Genomic DNA, 18,270 nt, shown 5'->3' with positions numbered 1-18,270 from the left:
GAGGAAGCTCCCTCGAGTAATCACTCAATATCTTATAGGCCACCTAATGTCATTGTCAAATCAGCAACGTTGGTGTTAGCACTTGTTGAGGTAAAGATTACGGTGTCACTTGGAGCTGTAACTGTAAATCCAAGAACGCCAGCAGTCGTCAGAGCATCTTTGATAGCTCCAGCAACCTGAGCAGCTGTCATACCAGCAGTTACATTAACGTTAACCGGGCCAACAGCAGGGTTAGTCAATGTCACTGTAATGGTCTTGGTGTTATCAGCGCCATGTGTGATTTGGTAGCTAGCAGTTTCTGTTGCAGCTGCAACAGCGTCTACTCCAGGAGTTGAAACTGCAATATTAGTAACGACTACCGTACCGGAGGAAGTAAGTGCATTATTCGATGCACCCATCGCAGCTGTACCGGTAATTTGAATCTCATCAGCAACTGTTTTTGCAATTGTGTAGCTAGCAACTGGTGAACCAGGTTGTGCTTTCGCAGCGTTCAAACCATCAACTACTGCTTGAGCGGTTGTAGCAGCTGTTGCAGTGTTAGCAACTCCTACTGTAGCAGCAGTTCCATTTATGGCGGAAGCGGTAACTACAGCACCGGAAGTTACTTGTACTGTAACTCCGTTGAAAGTATAGGTTTGTGTTGTATTATTAGGGATTGCAGTTACTGCACCGGAATTCCAAACAGGAGCGGTAGCGGCAGAACCTGCAGTACCTTGAACTCTAGCGACTGCACCAACAGTAATGTTAGTACCGAAACCAGAAACTGTGACAGTCTTGGTATCGTCGTTAATGTTGCTAGGAGCATAAGCATTACCTTCTACGTCCTTAACAGTTGAAGGAATTTTAGGAGTAACTGTTACAGTATCGCCATTGTGGAATACTGTGGTGTCGAAGTTAAGGCTAATAACTTTAGCAACATAAGTGGAGTCATGAATAGTCTTAGGTGTTCCATTTACAGAAACTGTAAATCCATCTTTGAAAGCTCCAGCAATTGTGCTGTCAAGAGCCTCATCGAAGGTAACGGTTACTGTATCGCCATCAGTAACTGCAACAGGTGTTGCAACTAATTCAGGTGCAATACCATCTTCGATAGCTATTGTAGCAGTTGCTAAATAACGTCCGAATACGTCTTTGTTACTAGTATTAACTACTACAAGGTTAACCGTGCCATCATTTTGGATTGTTTGGATGTTAGCAGAATTTGTAAAGTTAAGTTTAACATTCTTTCCACTTACAATTACTTGGTCAGGTTGAATAGCATCAACTGTGAAGTTAGCCGGTGCATAGACTGTAAGGGCGTTAGCAGTGTTAAACTCTACAGTGAGTTTAGAGCTAGAAGACATATAGGACTTCGGATAATCAGTTGATGTGTTGTTAACAGTGAAGCTCGTTCCAGTTGCTGCAGATACTGCAACGTTAGCAACAGCACCTGAGAGGGAGTTATCAGCAGCGTCTTTAACACCAATAACTCTTACGTTTGTAAATGTGCTTACATTCTTGTCATTAGCAAATTTGTAGGTAACAGTTTTGTTACTGTTAGATACAGTTGCTTCGACAGTGGATGGGAATACAGAGTAGTTTGTTCCGCCATCTGTGCTGTAGAAGAAGTTAGTTCTATCAGCAATGCTAGCATCGCCTGAAACTGTCATACCTTCACTGAAGTTCACAACGATTTCGTTATCAGCAGTGTAAAGAGCATTTCCGCTAATTGTCGGGTCTGTGGAATCACTTGCACTGAAGCTAAGAGTAGCTGTGGTCATTGTGTTTTCAGATTGGTCTTGAACGTTAGCAATCTCAATCGTGTAGGTTCCATTCGGCAATGGGCTTGCAGTTACAATGGTAACTATAGATTTAGTATTGTCACTATTGTTTGCAGTTGTTGCAGATGAAACTGTTTGTTTGGTACCACTAGCATTTTTAATGGTGTAGTTGCCAGTGTTATTACCATAGAGGCTGCTAACCAGTTCACTGAAGGTAACTTTAATGGTCGAATCATCAACCACTGTTATGCCTTCAACTGTTGGAGCAACTTTGTCATCAGCAGCTGTGAATGCAACATTGTAATCATTGTCTTCATCAAGGACATTACCATAGTAATCTTCAATGTCCTTATCTACTGTGAGTAAGTTAGTTCCAACCTTTACAACACCAGTACCGAAAGCAATCGTAATTTTCTTCTTGTTAGAAGAATCAATTACCCCAAGAGTGGAGTTTGCACCGTTTAATAAGAAGTTTTGACTAACTTTGATGTCTTTGTCAAACATAACGGTAACATTACCGTTTGTTGAACCAGTAACACTTACAACTTTAGGGGCAGTTGTATCATCGATAACAGTTGCAGTTTGGTCACCTTTAACTACTGTAAAGCCAGCCATATCGGAAATCAAAGTACTGGAACCATCGTTAATGGTCAGTGTGTAAGCGCCAGCGGGCAGCGGAGAAGCAAAATCAATATAAACTGTATCTCCGTAAATTACGCCGCTGTCGTTAACGGACCATTTGTAGGAAGTTGTTCCGCTATAAGCACCAAGAGGAGAACCGTTCAACTCGTAACGAGCGTCAACAGCACCGTTTTTAACTGCTTCAGAGAACTTAACAGTAATACGGGAATTACCAGTTACAGTAACACTTTGTACAGTTGGTAGTGTGCTGTCAAAGAACGTAACGTTTTTGGTAGTAGTTGAAATCTTTTCTGTGAAAGAACCATCAGCCAGTACGTTTTTAACTGTTAAGGTTTCTTCGGAGGATTGAGCAGGATTCCCAGCTAATGCATCGTTCGTATCGAGCGTAATGATGACGGTTTTGTCATCTGATTGAAGCTCGAAATTGGAATTAGCATTAAGAGCAGTTGTATTTAATTGATAGTTAGAAGGATTTTCTGCCGTTGTTTCATCAACAGCTTTATTAAATACAACTTTAACTTGGTTCAGGTTAATAGCACTTACACTCTCAACTCCAAGCACTGCAGGAGCAGTGTACTTCACGCCGCCTTTAAGAGCATCAGAGACAACCCCAGTACCACCCAGTGCAATAACTTTGCTGGTAGAAGCAAGTTTGCCGTTTACATAAGATGCACCGGCTACGCTGGTGTTGGCCAGGAGCACAGCAGCTTTAGCTTGAGCAGCCAAAGGAGCGGCTACGAGAGCGTCAACCAAACTTTCGCCGTTGGCGATGTAAACTTTGCTGTACTGGTAGTCTAAGCCTTTAACAACTGCTTCGTTGGTAAGGTAACGGTCATTACCGGCAAGACGGGTTGCGCCGGCATAATCCTTAACAACACCGGTTCCGCCAACGAGATAAGTTTTGGTACCAACAAGTTTGGAAGCGTCAACACTGCCGTCAACTTTGGTCAGTACGATCGCATACTTGTTGGCAGCTGCATAGGAAGCAGCGGAAAGCGCGTCAGGAATCGCATCGTAGCCAACGACGAAGGTTCCTGCAGGGCTGGTCAGTTTAGCATTGATGGCATCAGCTGTAGCCCAACGGTCAGCGCCGGCAAGCTTTTCAACGGTAGCACCGCTGATAGCATTGACAACCGCATCGTTGGCAGCAGCGCCGATAACATATACTTTTTTAGCGCCCAGAGCGGCAATTTTGGCTTTGACATCAGCATTTAAGCCGCTTTTGTAAGTCAAAAGGATAGGAGCATTGGCTTGCCCGGCCAGCGGGGCAGCTGCCAAGGCATCAACGAGGTTAGCATCGTCAGCAGGAGCGAGAATAACGGTGTCTGCTGAGGTCCAGTTAGCGGCCACTGCCAGAGCCGTTGCGATTCTGTCTGCACCGGCATAGCGGTCAGAGTCAGCAGCAGAAGTTGTTGCTGCGAAAACTTGAACCGGAATCATGGCCAAGACCATAGCGACGATAGCTAAGATGGCTAAAGTCTTCTTTGTCTTTCTCATGTAGTGAATTTCTCCTCTCTTTCATGTGGGATTTTTCTTCTGTCTTCGGAGATGGGCTTTAGTCTCAAGGGACTACTTATATTTTCTAGTATTAAACGCCCTCTCCTCACCTGCGCTGCAATTTTTCTGGTCCCTCACCCCCTTAGAGAGTCGCAAAATCTTTAGACATTGCGCAATATCTAAAGGTACCCCACCCTGTTCGATGTGCGGGGGCGTCCCCCCATTTCGAGATGTTATCTCAGGGGTGGCTTACCCTTTAGACGGCAATAATGAAGAAACCTGCAACAGGTTCTACATTCGTTTATAAATATTCTTTAAGAAAGCAGATATTCCTGCTAGTCGGGATAACTTTTTTACGAAGAAACTCTTAATTTTTTCTAAACTCGCAACTGCTCAGGAGTCAAGGAGTCAGGAGTCAGAATGAGAGAACCGGCGAAAACATTTGAAGACCTGAATTCTGAATTCTGACTACCTAAAAAGTAAGACGTAGAAAGCTTATTAAAACTTTCTCATTCGAAAAAATGTTTTCCGGTTTCTACCACACGAGTAACCTAAGTTTACCGCATAGAAGCCTAATTTTCCAGTGCTTTTAGGAAAAATTTTGCTTAAAATGAGGTAAAATTTTCCCTTAAGCTGGCAAATCCCTTTAGTAACCGGAGATTTAATACCCTTTATACACCAGGACTCCCCTGTAAATGCCCAAGGCTGCTTTCTGCTGAACCTCCGGGTTGACGAGCAGTTTAACTTCTGTGGGGTTTGTCAGAAAGCCCATTTCCACCAGAACCGCGGGCATTGTTGTATCAGCGACCACCCGGAATCCGGCGTCTTTGACCCCCCGGTTCTCGTAGTTTCCTCTGCCGTAGACTGCAAGTTCCTTAATCACCTGATCCTGAACGGCTTGAGCCAGCTGAAGCGAGCCGGCTGAGGACGGGTTTTTCGTGCTGTAATAGGTCTCAGTCCCATAGGCATCGGTATTGCCTGCCGAATTGCTATGAATGCTGATAAACAGATCGGCCTTATTGTCTGCCGCTATTTTAACCCGAGTCTGTAAATCAGTCAGCTCCTGATAGTCGGCCCCGGTTGGCAGATAATCCCCGGTGCGGGTCATGACCACTTTAGCACCTGCTCTCCGCAAAATGTCTACCAGATCCAGGCCAATGGCCAAGTTAACGGTCTTTTCCTGGGTACCGTCTGCTCCGATAGCCCCGGGGTCTTTCCCTCCATGTCCGGGATCTACCACGACAGTCAGTCCTCCTAAGAGGTAGGGCGGCTGAACCGTTCCTTCGACTGTGCCTTTGACTTTATCGGAAAGCACCGGTTCCCCTCCGACGAGGGTGACCACCGTGCCGCTGACGGCGGCGTTGCCCATAGCGGAATAAGTGATAGCGGGCAACAAGGTATTGCTTGACATAAAGAGCCATGAGCTCTGTTTGGTGGCGAGAGCGCCGGTGACTAAGGCGTCGGGAAAATCTTCCCCGGTGACTAAATAGGCGGCTTTTTGATCAAGCCCGTCCGGGCCAAACTGCTCCTGGGCGAACCAGTATACCTTGGCTGCTGTCTCGTAGCGGTCCTTGCCGGCCAGGCGTTTGATGCCGTTGATGCCGTTAAGGGTACGGGGCGGAACAACACCTTCGCCCCCGATGACCAAGGTCTGGGAAATTCCTTCCCCGCCGTTGGCCACCCCGTTTTTGTCCAGGGTTTGCATGGCCGTCAGTGTGGCCGCAGGGACTTCCTTTTTACCGGTGAGGAGGATTGGAGTCTCCGTGATTCCGGCATAAGGCCCGACAGCCAAAGCGTCCGGGAAGTCCTCCCCGCTGGTTAAGATCACCTGACCTTTAACGCCCAGACGTGCGGCAACCTGGGCTGCGGTGTCATAGCGGTCTTTGCCCCCGATTCTGTCCAAAGTCTTGCCCGCTTTGACTAACGGTGCGGTGATTTTATCCCCCAGAACACCCGTCCCCCCGAGCAGGATCACCTTCGTGGCACCCAGGCGGTTGATCTCAGTCAAGACCGCCGGATCAAGAGTCTGGGTATAAGTAAGGAGAATCGGAGCATCGAGACGATGGGAAAGGGGTACCGCGACTAAGGAGTCCGGGAAGTCGTCCGCACGGGCGAGAAGGACGGTGTCGGCGTGCTGCCATCCGGTCTGGGAGATTTTAATCGCTGTTTCAATGCGCGTTGGTCCGTATAAGCGTGTTGTCTGGGCGGTTAATGGAGCAGCACCGGCAGAAGTTTGCACCCCCAGCCAGAAGGCTAGTACCAGCGCCAACAGAGCGCCCCATTTAACCCTTGTATACCCCACCGAAATCACTCCTCTCTTCAGGTACTCAGAATTCAGGAGTCAGGAGTCAGAATGCTTCCAGACGATAATCTCCTGACTACTGACTACTGTCTCCTGACTACTGACTACTGACTACTGTCTCCTGACTACTGACTACTGACTACTGACTACTGACTACTGACTACTGTCTCCTGTCTCCTTCTCTCCTGTTACATTCATTCGACAAGGTTCCAGCAAATCCTGCCGTTAATCACTGGGACTTCTGCCCTGTCCTCAAAGGCATCCCTGTTAGCGCACAAACTCCTGCACGGTCTGCAGGACGCTGTCCGTAATGACGCCGCTTCCACCTAAGGCGAAAGCCTCTTTGCCCTGCCACGGCGCCAGCACTGCCCTTTCCGCATCCGTGGGCCCGCTTGGAGGAACAAGGATGATATCCGTCCCTTGGCTGGCGGCCAGGACACCGCCGGTGAGGGCATCCGGGAAGTTTTCCCCGGTCGCGACATACACGGCCTGGCCGCTGGGTTCAAAAGCTTGAAGCACGGCAGCCGCCGTTGCGTAACGGTCAAGACCGGACAGACGGGTGGGATGAGGGAGCTGTTCCAAGAGTGCGGCTGACACGACTCCCTCTCCGCCGACGACGGTTGTATGGGTAACAGCATAACGCCGGAGCAGGTTATCCGTAACCGGTGCCAGGGTCGCCGCAGGAGTCAGTAAGATCGGGATACCCTGTCTGGCAGCGATGGCAGCGATGGAAATGGCATCCGGATAGTTCTCGCCGTTAACCACTACCGCCTTATCCACACTCCCTAAAGCTTGGGCAATCGCGGCCGCGGTGGCATAGCGATCCAAGCCCCCGAAACGGTCGACAGAGGCCATCGTTCTTAATTGCCCTGCAATATCCTCCGAAATGGCACCTTCCCCACCCAGAAGCAGTATTTTGTGCGGAGCCAAGGCTTTTATTTCCGCATAAACATCCTCTCTTAAAGTTTTGGTATCGGTCAGCAGAATGGGTGCATGGTATTTATAGGCCAGAGGAGCGCCTGCCAGGGCATCCGGAAAATCATCCGCCCGCGCCAGGATCACGGTGTCTGCCCCTGTGGGGAAAGCCGCGCGCGCAATCTCCAGTGCGGTTTCAATCCTGTCCAAGCCTGCGATGCGGGTGGAAGCCGGGGGAGAGACATACCCCAGGCGGTAAGTCCCGGGTTCAAATATTCCGACCGTAAGGGAAGCTGAGGACATTCCGCCGCCGACTTGAAGCCAGCGGGTGCCTGACCAGCGGTAAAGATAGCCCAGGAGGTTGTCTGCGGCAACGGAAGAATCGGCGTTTACTTTAAGGTTGAGCAGCTTCTGGGGCGACATTTCTCCCCATTGTACGGAAAAGGCCGGGCCGCCCGGGGTAATTGTATTGGGAAAAGCAGCCGGGGAATCGACCTTCGTGAGCACAACGGTTACGCTTTGGTCGGGACTGCTAAAGGTGCGGGGCGGAACGCTAAGTTCGGCCACCGGATTGAGTGCAGCTTCCTGCACAGTCCCTCCCGCCCAGTTCAGGGCGGCAGGAGATGTAACTTTAAGAGGCTCGTCGGCAAAGCTAACCGCCCAATCGGCATTGATACGGCCGTAGCCGTAAGCGTCATCCCTCCCAGCCGGGCCCAGATCTGCAGCGGAAGTTTCCAGCACCGCCCGCACTTGCTCTGCGCTCCAATCCGGATGTTTGCTCCAGACCAAGGCCGCCACTCCGGCCACAAAGGGGGAAGCCATGGAGGTGCCGTCAGAATAGGCATAGCCGGAGCGGCCCGAGCTCCAGTAGTCACTTAAGATCTTCACCCCGGGCGCAGCCAGGACTGCCTGCGGTCCGGTCTTGGAGAAAGATGCGCTTTTGTCATTCTGATCTGTGGCTGTGACGGCGATGACATCCGGATCGGCGGCTGGGTAATCAATTCCGGCGGTATCTGTGTTGTCTCCCTGGAGGTTGCCTGCGGCGGCGGTAATGAGGCTTCCCTGGGCGCGGGCGTAGGCGATCGCCTCTTTCAGAATATCTTCCTGATTATCTGAGCCCAGGCTTAAGTTAATGATCTGCGCACCGTGGTCTGCAGCCCACACAATCCCATCGGCGATGATATCGTCTGTCCCTTCCCCGTAGCGGTCCATGGCCTTGATGGGCATAATCTTGGCGTTATATGCTACGCCCACTATTCCCTCGCTGTTGCGCGCGGCGGCAGCGATCCCGGCCACATGCGTGCCGTGGCCGTTATTATCCATGAGATACTTACTATCTGTGCTTCCGGTAATGGCATTATAGCCGGGTACAAGCTTGTCCTTAAGGTCAGGGTGATTGGTGTCCACCCCGGTATCGATCACAGCAATGGTTATGCCCTCTCCGGTTGCCCCCACGTCCCAGGCCTTAGGCACCCCTGCCTTATTAAGCCCCCATTGGTCCTTATAACCGGAATCTGTAACCGTTCCTAAGCTGGAGACCGCGGCTTTGACTTCCCCTACTTTATACAGACGGCTTGGCGCGGCCGTTTCTACCCCGGGCATTCCCTTAAGCAGCGTCAGCGCCTGCGCTGTTTCTTTGTCAGAGGGCACCTGGAGGGTTGCGTAGTTTAGGGGTCCCTGCTTAAGCACTTTTGCTCCGGCTTTGGCCGCGATTGCGCTTGCTTCCGTTCCGGGAGCCAGACGGACGATGATGCGGCCGGCAAGATTTTTACCGCCTAAGACAGGCTCCTGCGAAGCTGCCGGTGTAGGCACTATGGACTGAGTAGGGTTTAAGCTAAGGCTCCGAGCCGGTTTGCCAGGCTCTGCTTGAGGCAGACCGGTATTTGCCGGAGTCAGTCCGGTCATAAGTACGATAGAAAGAACTATGCTAAGTGTAAAATTTAATTTTTTCCTCGTCATCCCTTTTCTTCCCCGCTTTATCTCTTTCAAAACTTAACTGAATATCTCTTTAAGTTCGCCAATATGCCTTTATTTCCTTTAGTTTCTACAAACAATTCAGCCCTTTTGACGAATTTTTATGATAAAATATATGCGTCGCGGACTGTTTAGGGCGCGAAGATAGTTCTGGGGAGTAAATTCCAGAAGAGGAGGAAAAGATGTTTAAGCTTAAAAATCAGAGAAGATCCATGCGTAAGAAGGTTTCGCTTGCATTAATAAGTGCTGTAACTGGGTTAACCCTAATTTTCACAAGCTTATTTGTTCCAGGCTTGGTTTCCCCGGTGCGGGCAGCAGGAACCCTCGATTCGCGTTTGGCGGGAGCCGACCGCTATCAGACGGCGGTTAATATTTCCCAGGGTGGCTGGGAAAGTGCAAATACTGTGGTGCTGGCCAGAGGGGATGACTTCCCTGATGCCTTGGCCGGGGCCGTCCTGGCCAACAGCGCCAAGGCCAAGGGGCCGCTCCTGCTGACTGACTCCAAAACGCTGCAGCCGGAAGTTCTGACGGAAATCCAGCGTCTTAACGCTCAGAAAGTATATATCTTAGGAGGCACCGGTGCCGTATCCGACACGGTGAAGAAAGCTCTGGAAGACAACGGCCGCACCGTCCAAAGGCTTGAAGGGACAGACCGCTACGAGACTGCCGCCGCCATTGCCCGCGAAGCCGTGTCAAATTCTCCAAAAGCTTTCTTGGCCTATGGAGAATCTTTTGCCGATGCGTTAAGCATCTCCTCCTATGCTGCGGCCCAGGGGATGCCGCTTCTGCTCACAGACAAGAAGAAAGTCCCCCAGGTGACCCTTGATGCTTTACACAGCTTAGGAGTTGCCTCTATTACCCTGATCGGGGGCACGGGGGTTATCGGCTCCGAGGTAAAAACTCAGCTTGAGGGTTTAGGCTATACTGTCGACCGCCGGGCCGGGGATGACCGCTATTTTACCAATCTTGACGTGCTTAACAACTTAAACTTTAATACCTCTAATGTATTTGTCGCGACCGGCCTTGATTTTCCGGATGCTTTAGCCGGTGCCGTGCTGGCCGCCAAGAACAACAATCCTATTATACTTGTCCCTCAGTCTGATTTAGCTGCTCAGACAACTTCCTATCTGTACTCAAGACGGGCTTCCGCTTCCTCGTTCACCCTTCTCGGCGGCTGGGGTGTCATTAGTTACGGCGTGGAAAGCATCATCCGCACCGGTTCGGCCCATCCCCGCATCTCTCTTCAATATTGGGACGGATATGCCAACCTTGACACTTACCGCAAACAGCTTGCGCTCATTCCGGGCATGGCTACGGATTATGTCGACTTGCTCTCTCCCAACTGGCGCAAGGAAATTAAAGAAGACGGAACTATGGCTCTGCAATGGGGCTGGGACAGCTCGAACTATCTCACCCTGGCCCAGGAAGCTCAGGCGCGCGGCCTCAAGGTGCTCCCTCTGATTAACGGCAGCGGCAGCGTGATTGACACGATGCTGGCCAATCCGGCCGCCCGGGCAAACCTGATTAGCCAAATTGTCAAGCTGGTTGAGCTGAGCAAAACGGACGGGGTGGTCGTAGACTTCGAACTCCTGAGTGATGCCGACGGGCCTTATCTGACCGAGTTTATGAAAGCCCTCACAGCCGAGCTAAAACCGAAGAACAAGCTGGTGGTCATGTCTGTCATGCCGATCACTTCCCCTAAAGTTGAAACATGGCTGGTGGAGTACAATTACCACGACCTCGCCCAGTATGTGGATTACCTGCACCTTATGACTTATGACCATCACTACCGCACTTCTGCTCCAGGCGCGATCGCCCCGGTCGATTGGGTGAAAAAGGTTCTGGCTTATGCCAAAAGCGAGGGTGTCCCTGCCGCTAAAATCTTGATGGGAATTCCTTATTGGGGCCGGGACTGGAATCCGACTTCCGATGGGAAATGGAATTCCACGGCCTTTGGCCTGACGAAAGCGAAAGAGCTTGCGGCCCAGAACAACGCTGAGATTAAGCGCGAGACTTCTGACGGCGACCCTGTGGGCGTTCCCTACTTCACCTACACGGTCACCGGCACGGACAGCAGCCAGGTACCGCATACGGTGTATTTTGACGATGAGCAGAGCTGGAACAGTAAACTTTCCCTGCTCGATGAGTATGGCATCGGCGGCATCGGCCCCTGGGCTATGGGCTGGCTTGACAGCGACAGCGCCGGTGTGCTGTTTCCGTTGCTTAAGAGCCATTTGCGGTAACTCAGGAGTCAGGAGTCAGGAGTCAGGAGTCAGTAGACGGGAGTCAGGAACGTAAGTCTCCTGGGTTTTGTCCGGGCACTCGGAAAGTGCCTGGGCTTCCCAGGAGACTTTTTACGATTCTGAGATTGCTTGGAGTTTGAAACAACACCATAATATGGTACACTAAGGATATAAAGAAAAAGGAGTTGGAAATGGTGGTATTCGTCTAAGTATGGCCATGCAGGCTATTAGTAATGATTCAGCTTTCCGATGGTACAGGAAGGAGTGATTGGCGTGGAAGCTGCTAATTTAGACAAGCTCACGCCGGAGAAAGAGGAATACCGGGTGGTTCTGATTCCGAAAAACATGCTGGATTTCATCAAAGAAAAACTCGGCAATGACGTCCTATGGGTCTATGATGAAGACTCGAACGAGCTTTCCCTCGTCAAAAGACCTGAGTCTTACACAGAAGCTCTCTCGGGACTTGGTGAGGAAATGTGGAAAAAGGCTGGCGGTACGGAACACATCAGCCGTGAGAGAGAACAATGGGACAATTAGGAGAAAGCATCAAAAGGTTCCGGCGAGTAGGTATTGATACGAATTTGTTTGTCTACCTTATGGAGAGAAACCGCGACTATTTTGACATCGCCGAGGAACTGTTCAATGCCGTTGAGACCGGAAAAGTTTTTGCAGTGTCGTCAGTTCTGCTAATGACTGAGGTGCTGTCAAAACCACTGATGGACGGCGATAAGGGCTTGGCTGATCGATACATGGCGTTCATAGGTACTTTTCCGAATTTGGAATTGCGGGAAGTCAACCGCCGAATCGCCTTTAGAGCCGCTAAGCTTAGGGCAAAGTACGGCCTGAAGACTCCAGATGCATTGTTCATCGCGACTGCCATTGAGGAAAAGGCAGATGGTTTTGTAACAAATGACATTCGCCTCCGGAAGGTAGAGAGCATAGAGATCCTGGTATTGGACGATTTCCTGGTTAGATAAGTATGGTTTTGAAAAGTGAGAAGTCTCTCAGGTAACTCCGAAGCACGCGAAGTGCCTCGGTTTCCTTGAGAGACTTTTTTTTGCTTAATAATTCCGCAGAATATCGTGATGTCCGATAGCCAAAAGAACAATAGTATCACTGGTGCGTTCGAAAATTATCCTTATGTCAGTGTTAACATAAGCTTCGATAAATGAAGTTCCTTCAATTTGGTGGGTCTTTAATGAAGGGTGACGGGGGTTGGCGGCAAGAAACCGAAGAGCTTTCAAGGCCTGTTTCTGTTCATCAACAGTTAGCTGGAGTAAGCCTTCATCAAACGGTTCGGTTCTGATTACGGTTGGCATTCACCAGTTCCTCCAGATCCTTTATCGCATCCTCCATATTCTCAAACGTCTTATATTCTCCTTTGTCCAGTGCTTCTTGGCTCCTACGCATTTTTTGCTGCCATTCTTCGGTCCAAAAATACTTTTGGCTTTTGTCCACCCAGTCAACCGGCCGCAAAAAGATTCCACCATCTTTTTCTTCAATAACCACATGATCTCCTTCATGCAAATTTACATCTTTCGCGATTTGAGCCAGGCTTACAAGCATTCTCTTCTGTATTTGTTGAACGATAGGCATAGGCCTTATCAACTCCTTGAAATTTCAGTTTTGCTGTAATTACAGTATAGCTTAAAAAAGATAACTGGGCAAGAATGATATTAAACTATATCCATGTTACAGGAATAACTGCGTTTTTTTCGTTAAGACGCAGGTTATTGTCGTACATACAAATAACGCCGCCCGTGCCTACCGATACCCCTTTGATTTTTTCAAGGACCGAAAAGTTTTCGATATGAGCTTTATTCGGATTGGCTGTTTTCTTGATCTCAACCGGGTAGAGCGTACCATTCTGCTCAACGAGAAGATCAACTTCCTTGGCATCCTTATCTCGGTAATAGTACAGCGAGGGCTCTAAAACGCCGGCATGGTAATAACTCTTAAGCACTTCAGCAACAACAAAAGTTTCAAAAAACGCTCCCGCCATAGCTCCTGCTTCAAGTACCTCCGGCGTATTCCATTTCGTAAGATAGGCCGCAAGCCCAGTGTCGAGAAAATATAGCTTCGGTGTTTTTACCGCTCTTTTGGTGATGTTGTTATGGTACGGTTGCAGTAAATACACTATGTTTGACGTAATTAAGATTGAAAGCCATCTGTCAGCCGTTGGTACACTAATTCCGACTTCATTGGCAACAGCGGATAGGTTAAGCATTTGTGAGGTTCTGGCTGCCATCGCGGTGATAAACTTAATGAATTTAAATTCATCGCCCACCTGTGTGAGCCCTCTCACATCACGCTCGATATAGGTTTTGGTGTAGGCCGCATAAAACATTTGCCAGTCAAACTCCTCGGCATACATGGCGGGCATTGAGCCTCTATGGATAATCTCCCATATCTCCTTATAATCCACTGGTTTGGCTGATATTTTTCTTTGGGATAGATATTCCTCGGTCGGCACAAAGCGCTCGTTGAAATGATCGGCCTTAATTTCACGCAGGGATAGTCCCAGCAGATTAATGATTCCAATCCTACCGGCAAGACTCTCACTAACGTTTTTCATCATCTTAAACTGCTGTGAACCAGTCAGATAAAATTGTCCTTTTTTGCCGCTTTCATCTGCAATCATTTTGATATAGCTAAATAGATTCGGTGCATATTGTATTTCATCAACCATAACAGGAGGCGGTGTTGTTTTGAAAAAACTACCCGCTTCCTCAATTGCACTTTGAAGCAAAATTGGATCATCAAGAGTTAAATAGTGAAGGTCGCCTCTCATATGTTTCAGCAAGGTTGTTTTGCCAACCTGCCTTGCTCCTGTGATCAAAACAGCGGGAAACATTTTGGCAGCCTTGTTTACAATGGTTTCTATATTACGGGTAATGTATCTCATGGCAGCCTCCGGCTAATTTAATATTTAATATTATTATACCCAGAATCCACAAAAGAATGAAGTACCGCAGAAAATATCTGCAATAACAAGTTAACGGGATACCTGTCAATAAGGTATCCCGTTGGTATTTCAGACTACACTATTCTTTATCCGATGGCTTACCGTAGTACCGTTAACATTCACTAACCTGTGATATCCGGATTTATATGTCCGATGTTACCTAATTGCTCAACTGCAGTTATGACCTCGTCAACCGTAAAATAAGGTTTAATACTACGTAATTGCTTTACTAACATATCCTTGGACATTCCGCCACGTCTTTGCAGCAGAACCAACGTAGACCGAAGTTCTAACTCCTTTGCATTAAACTCGCCATAGTCCTTAACAAGCTGTGCGAATTGGGCAGAATGCTTTTCAATGAATTCCTGAGCTTTCTCCCAGATCGCTTCGCCCTGCTCTGACTCTTGGATCGAATAGCCCCGTTGAGACTCTTTTAGTTCGATCCCGCCCATCGAGGCTACAAACTCGATATCTGAAGCAAGATCAGCTGAATACGGACCATAGGTATAGAGCGTATGAACATAACCACTGGGAACACCATACACTTCAGTCAAGAGATAAACCATTTTTTGTAGTGCTGTTTTGCCAAGCTGAGGAGAAACATCTTTCAGTCTTCTGGTTAGCTCAATGATTATGGCATACTTTTTCCAGGGAATATCAACCATAAATCCCATAATCAAACTCCTTTCAACTCTTTAATGAGTTTCTTCGCCCGTTCTTTATATTCCAAGGGTACATAGACCCTTTGTTGCCTAACCGGGCTTAATCCCTTGACAATACTGGAACGATTCGAGAGAGGGACCACTTTCTTGACAGTTGAATCTTCCTCACAAACCAATATATCCTCTTCACCTATTTTGTACCATGATTTTTCGGCATTATCCGAAAATCCCGGGATTTCAGCCTGATCTAATTTCTTGGCGACCCGCTCAAACAGTTCCAAATCAGCGAAAGAAGGAGACTCTACCGTTTGATGCACCGCGCGATAATGTCGACGATTCTGAACGATCTCCCCCTTTGGTCCAGCTTCTCCGCTCGTCACAAGACCCATGACCTTCCAGTCATCCCAGGAAACATACTTGCTTACATTTTCCCGAGTTGTGGGTGGGGGAAATTTATCTTTATGATCAATAAGACGGTCTGACGACTGAACCTTGGCAAGCAGATCTTTCAATATATCAGAAACGTGATGATCATATGCCCTGCGAGTATGTTGAAAATAGACTTGGGTAAACATTTGATACCTGGCCAGAATCAAAGCCTCGGTCGCATGAATCCCACCTTGTTCAACAGCTAGTACAGGGCTTTCCGTGTCCGTGCGTCCGATCGCCAAGGTAACTAGCAGTCTATTCAGGTCATATTGTCCATATGCTACCCCACAGTGATGGGAATCCCGCAAAAGGTAATCAGCGCGATCAGCATCAAGCTGACTAGACAAGATGCTCCGCCAAAGTAACGCTCGACCGGGAAGTGTTACATTGCCCTCGATGAATTGCGCAACCTCTTCCGCCTTGATATGCCAATTTTCATTTAACCTGTGCTTTTCAATAGTATCTTTAAGTAAAAAGCGGACAATCGCTGCGGAATAATCTTCATGCGTGTACGATGCGCCTGCTGCCCGGGGATTACTAACCATTAAATCCTCTCCGGCGTGAGAGAACGGAGAATGTCCAATATCATGCAACAGACAACTTAAACGAAGGAGAACTCTATCACGTTCCAGTCCACCTTTCTCATAATCGAGTTCGTGCCTGAGAAAATCCTCCTCTTTCTCAACGATGGCATCAAACATTCTTGTCGCAACATGAAGTACTCCTAAGGAATGCTCAAAACGACTATGACAAGCTCCTGGATACACCATGTCAGTGAAAGCTAACTGTTTTATCCTCCGTAGACGCTGGAAAACTGGATCATTAATAATCTCTCTTTCCCAATCGTTTATCTGGATAAATCCATAAATCGGATCACGGATCTCGAACAGTTTAGCCAAAAGGCGTTCCCCTTTCCTGCCAAGACAAGTCCATTTCCATACATTCCAGGAAACATTTCTACAGCCAAAGTTAAAAGTCCTCTATATTTTAACCGAATTCCTAATATTTTCATTTTCCGCTAGATCCTTAATACGCCCCTTTCCCCGTGAACACCACAAAGACCGTCTTCCACAGGATCTTGAGGTCGAGCCAGAGACTCCAGTTCTGGACATACTCCAGATCATAGGCCAGAGTTTCCCCGAGCGTGAGCTCGCTGCGCCCGTTCACCTGGGCCAGACCGGTCACTCCGGGGGGCACTTTGAGGCGCTGCCACTGCTCCGGGGTGTAATGTTTGGCGATTTCCGGCACTTCCGGGCGGGGGCCGACCAGGCTCATGTTCCCGAGCAAAATGTTTAGCACCTGAGGCAGTTCATCGAGGCTGGTCTGGCGCAGGAAACGCCCGCTGCGTGTGATGCGCGGGTCATTCTTGTCCTGGAAGACAAAGTTCTCTAAGTCTTTAACCTTCTGGAGCTTAGCCTTCATCAGATCATCAGCATGTGGCACCATTGTCCTGAACTTATACACGGTATAGGGCTTGCCACCAAGCCCGACCCGCTTTTGCGTAAAGATGGCAGGGCCGGGGGAATCAAGCTTAATCCAGAGAACGATCACCAGCCACAGCGGGGAGACAAGGATGAGGAGAACGGAAGCCACAGCCAGATCAAGTATTCTTTTAGCTGCCCGCTGCCAGCGCGGGTAAGTACGTTCTGTGTCTGCAGCCGCAGCTTTCCAGGCGGCTATACTCTCCTTCATCCAGCTAACTCCTTTCACTTTAAGTTACTTCCTGGATCTTTCCACAACCCGCTTTACTGCCTCAATAACATCCTGGGTATCCTGGGCGCTCATCTTCGGATAGAGCGGCAAAGACAAGATCCGATCAAACGTCCCTTCTGCCTGCGGGTAGTCCCCGCGCTTGTAGCCGTATGTCTCGCGGTAATACGGATGCAGATGAACCGGGATGAAGTGCACGCTGGTGCCGATCTTCTCTTCCTTCAGTTCTTCGATGAACTGGGCGCGGTCTATTGTTAGTTTATCCAGGTTAAGCTTGAGAATGTACAAATGCCAGGCGTGGCGGGTATAATCCAGTTCCACCGGGACTTCCAGCTCAGGCATCCGGCCAAAAGCTTCGTTATAGCGTTCGGCAATCTCACGCCTTATGCCCTGCATCCTTTCAAGCTTCGCCAGTTGGGTTAAGCCCAGGGCTGCTTGGATGTCCGTCATGTTGTCCTTATAGCCCGGATAGAGAATCTCATAATACCAGGAGCCGGCAGCGCTGTAGCGGTTCCAGGCGTTGCGGCTCATGCCGTGCACACTGATCACCCTGATTTTATCGGCTAAGGCCTCGTCATTGGTTGTGACCATGCCCCCTTCCCCGGTGGCAAGGTTCTTGGTCGCATAAAAGGAGAATGCGGTTGCATTCCCGATGGAGCCGATCATCTTCCCTTTGTACTGCGTATAGACAGCATGAGCACCGTCTTCCAGGACAAAGAGGTTATGCGCTTGCGCCAAAGTCAGAATTTCATCCATTTCACAGGCATGTCCGGCAATATGCACCGGAATAATGGCTTTCGTGCGGGGAGTGATCTTTGCTTTCACCCTCTCAACATCAATATTCATGGTCACGGGATTAATGTCAGCAAATACCGGGGTCGCCCCGACATGAAGCACGACATTGGCTGAGGCTGCAAAGGTCATCGGGGTCGTGATCACCTCATCCCCCGGTCCGATTCCGGCCGCCGCCAGGGACAGGTGGAGAGCAGCCGTACAGGAGTTGACCGCGATCGCGTATTTAGCGCCGACATATTCCGCAAAGCGTTTCTCAAACTCCATGGTCTTCGGACCTTTGGTAATCCAGTTGGACTTTAAGCTGTCCACCACTTCGGCGATGTCGTCATCTTCAATCAACGGCAGCCCATACGGTAAAAATTCTGAACGAGGCATT

At 49.1% G+C, this 18,270-nt stretch carries 13 protein-coding genes; 3 read left to right on the top strand and 10 right to left on the bottom strand.

Annotated features, from left to right (window positions below):
• Positions 1-32: 32 nt before the first annotated feature.
• From ACYQ2N_RS12885 to ACYQ2N_RS12875, 3 genes are all read right to left on the bottom strand, one after another.
• Positions 33-3,899: a cell wall-binding repeat-containing protein gene (locus ACYQ2N_RS12885; RefSeq protein ID WP_459999671.1), complete on the bottom strand. Its 3,867-nt coding sequence runs from the start codon at positions 3,897-3,899 to the stop codon at positions 33-35.
• 661 nt (positions 3,900-4,560) lie between these two features.
• Complete coding sequence (locus ACYQ2N_RS12880) at positions 4,561-6,201, bottom strand: N-acetylmuramoyl-L-alanine amidase (RefSeq protein ID WP_459999670.1); 1,641 nt, start codon at positions 6,199-6,201, stop codon at positions 4,561-4,563.
• 267 nt (positions 6,202-6,468) lie between these two features.
• On the bottom strand, positions 6,469-9,075 hold the full coding sequence (locus ACYQ2N_RS12875; protein ID WP_459999669.1) for a S8 family serine peptidase: 2,607 nt from the start codon (positions 9,073-9,075) through the stop codon (positions 6,469-6,471).
• A gap of 227 nt (positions 9,076-9,302) precedes the next feature.
• On the opposite strand from ACYQ2N_RS12875, the gene ACYQ2N_RS12870 reads away from it, so the two are divergent.
• From ACYQ2N_RS12870 to ACYQ2N_RS12860, 3 genes are all read left to right on the top strand, one after another.
• A complete protein-coding gene (locus ACYQ2N_RS12870; RefSeq protein WP_460000532.1) occupies positions 9,303-11,333 on the top strand; it encodes a cell wall-binding repeat-containing protein in 2,031 nt (676 codons plus the stop codon).
• A 273-nt stretch (positions 11,334-11,606) separates the two neighbouring features.
• The gene (locus tag ACYQ2N_RS12865) at positions 11,607-11,870 is read left to right on the top strand and encodes a hypothetical protein (protein ID WP_459999668.1); all 264 of its coding nucleotides are present in this window, start codon (positions 11,607-11,609) and stop codon (positions 11,868-11,870) included.
• Entirely contained in the window at positions 11,858-12,310 is a 453-nt protein-coding gene (locus tag ACYQ2N_RS12860) for a type II toxin-antitoxin system VapC family toxin (RefSeq protein WP_459999667.1), read from the top strand. Before ACYQ2N_RS12865 ends, ACYQ2N_RS12860 begins: the two co-directional genes overlap by 13 nt.
• Positions 12,311-12,394: 84 nt before the next feature.
• Here the strand turns inward: ACYQ2N_RS12860 and ACYQ2N_RS12855 are convergent, their stop codons facing one another.
• The 7 genes from ACYQ2N_RS12855 to ACYQ2N_RS12825 form a co-directional block, all read right to left on the bottom strand.
• On the bottom strand, positions 12,395-12,652 hold the full coding sequence (locus tag ACYQ2N_RS12855; protein ID WP_459999666.1) for a type II toxin-antitoxin system RelE/ParE family toxin: 258 nt from the start codon (positions 12,650-12,652) through the stop codon (positions 12,395-12,397).
• Positions 12,621-12,929, bottom strand: coding sequence for an AbrB/MazE/SpoVT family DNA-binding domain-containing protein (locus ACYQ2N_RS12850; RefSeq protein WP_459999665.1), 309 nt, complete (start codon positions 12,927-12,929; stop codon positions 12,621-12,623). The genes ACYQ2N_RS12855 and ACYQ2N_RS12850 overlap by 32 nt, the downstream gene beginning before the upstream one ends.
• A gap of 85 nt (positions 12,930-13,014) precedes the next feature.
• Positions 13,015-14,238: an ATP-binding protein gene (locus ACYQ2N_RS12845; protein ID WP_459999664.1), complete on the bottom strand. Its 1,224-nt coding sequence runs from the start codon at positions 14,236-14,238 to the stop codon at positions 13,015-13,017.
• 182 nt (positions 14,239-14,420) lie between these two features.
• Complete coding sequence (locus ACYQ2N_RS12840) at positions 14,421-14,972, bottom strand: hypothetical protein (protein WP_459999663.1); 552 nt, start codon at positions 14,970-14,972, stop codon at positions 14,421-14,423.
• Between the two features lie 2 nt (positions 14,973-14,974).
• Positions 14,975-16,288, bottom strand: a complete 1,314-nt coding sequence (locus tag ACYQ2N_RS12835) for an HD domain-containing protein (RefSeq protein ID WP_459999662.1) — start codon at positions 16,286-16,288, stop codon at positions 14,975-14,977.
• A 127-nt stretch (positions 16,289-16,415) separates the two neighbouring features.
• Positions 16,416-17,081 (bottom strand): sugar transferase, encoded by a 666-nt coding sequence (locus tag ACYQ2N_RS12830; protein ID WP_459999661.1) that lies wholly within the window; start codon positions 17,079-17,081, stop codon positions 16,416-16,418.
• A gap of 24 nt (positions 17,082-17,105) precedes the next feature.
• Entirely contained in the window at positions 17,106-18,269 is a 1,164-nt protein-coding gene (locus ACYQ2N_RS12825) for a DegT/DnrJ/EryC1/StrS family aminotransferase (protein WP_459999660.1), read from the bottom strand.
• Between the last annotated feature and the right edge of the window lies 1 nt (position 18,270).

This window comes from Paradesulfitobacterium aromaticivorans (assembly GCF_054657415.1).
This window is presented reverse-complemented; position numbering and strand designations above follow the sequence as displayed.

Bases quoted from the DNA above. Each gene is read 5' to 3' on its own strand.
- ACYQ2N_RS12850 (WP_459999665.1), bottom strand. From the start codon at position 12,929: ATGCCTATCGTTCAACAAATACAGAAGAGAATGCTTGTAAGCCTGGCT.
- ACYQ2N_RS12870 (WP_460000532.1), top strand. From the start codon at position 9,303: ATGCGTAAGAAGGTTTCGCTTGCATTAATAAGTGCTGTAACTGGGTTA.
- ACYQ2N_RS12830 (WP_459999661.1), bottom strand. From the start codon at position 17,081: ATGAAGGAGAGTATAGCCGCCTGGAAAGCTGCGGCTGCAGACACAGAA.
- ACYQ2N_RS12845 (WP_459999664.1), bottom strand. From the start codon at position 14,238: ATGAGATACATTACCCGTAATATAGAAACCATTGTAAACAAGGCTGCC.
- ACYQ2N_RS12885 (WP_459999671.1), bottom strand. From the start codon at position 3,899: ATGAGAAAGACAAAGAAGACTTTAGCCATCTTAGCTATCGTCGCTATG.
- ACYQ2N_RS12840 (WP_459999663.1), bottom strand. From the start codon at position 14,972: ATGGGATTTATGGTTGATATTCCCTGGAAAAAGTATGCCATAATCATT.
- ACYQ2N_RS12855 (WP_459999666.1), bottom strand. From the start codon at position 12,652: ATGCCAACCGTAATCAGAACCGAACCGTTTGATGAAGGCTTACTCCAG.
- ACYQ2N_RS12875 (WP_459999669.1), bottom strand. From the start codon at position 9,075: ATGACGAGGAAAAAATTAAATTTTACACTTAGCATAGTTCTTTCTATC.
- ACYQ2N_RS12825 (WP_459999660.1), bottom strand. From the start codon at position 18,269: ATGCCTCGTTCAGAATTTTTACCGTATGGGCTGCCGTTGATTGAAGAT.
- ACYQ2N_RS12860 (WP_459999667.1), top strand. From the start codon at position 11,858: ATGGGACAATTAGGAGAAAGCATCAAAAGGTTCCGGCGAGTAGGTATT.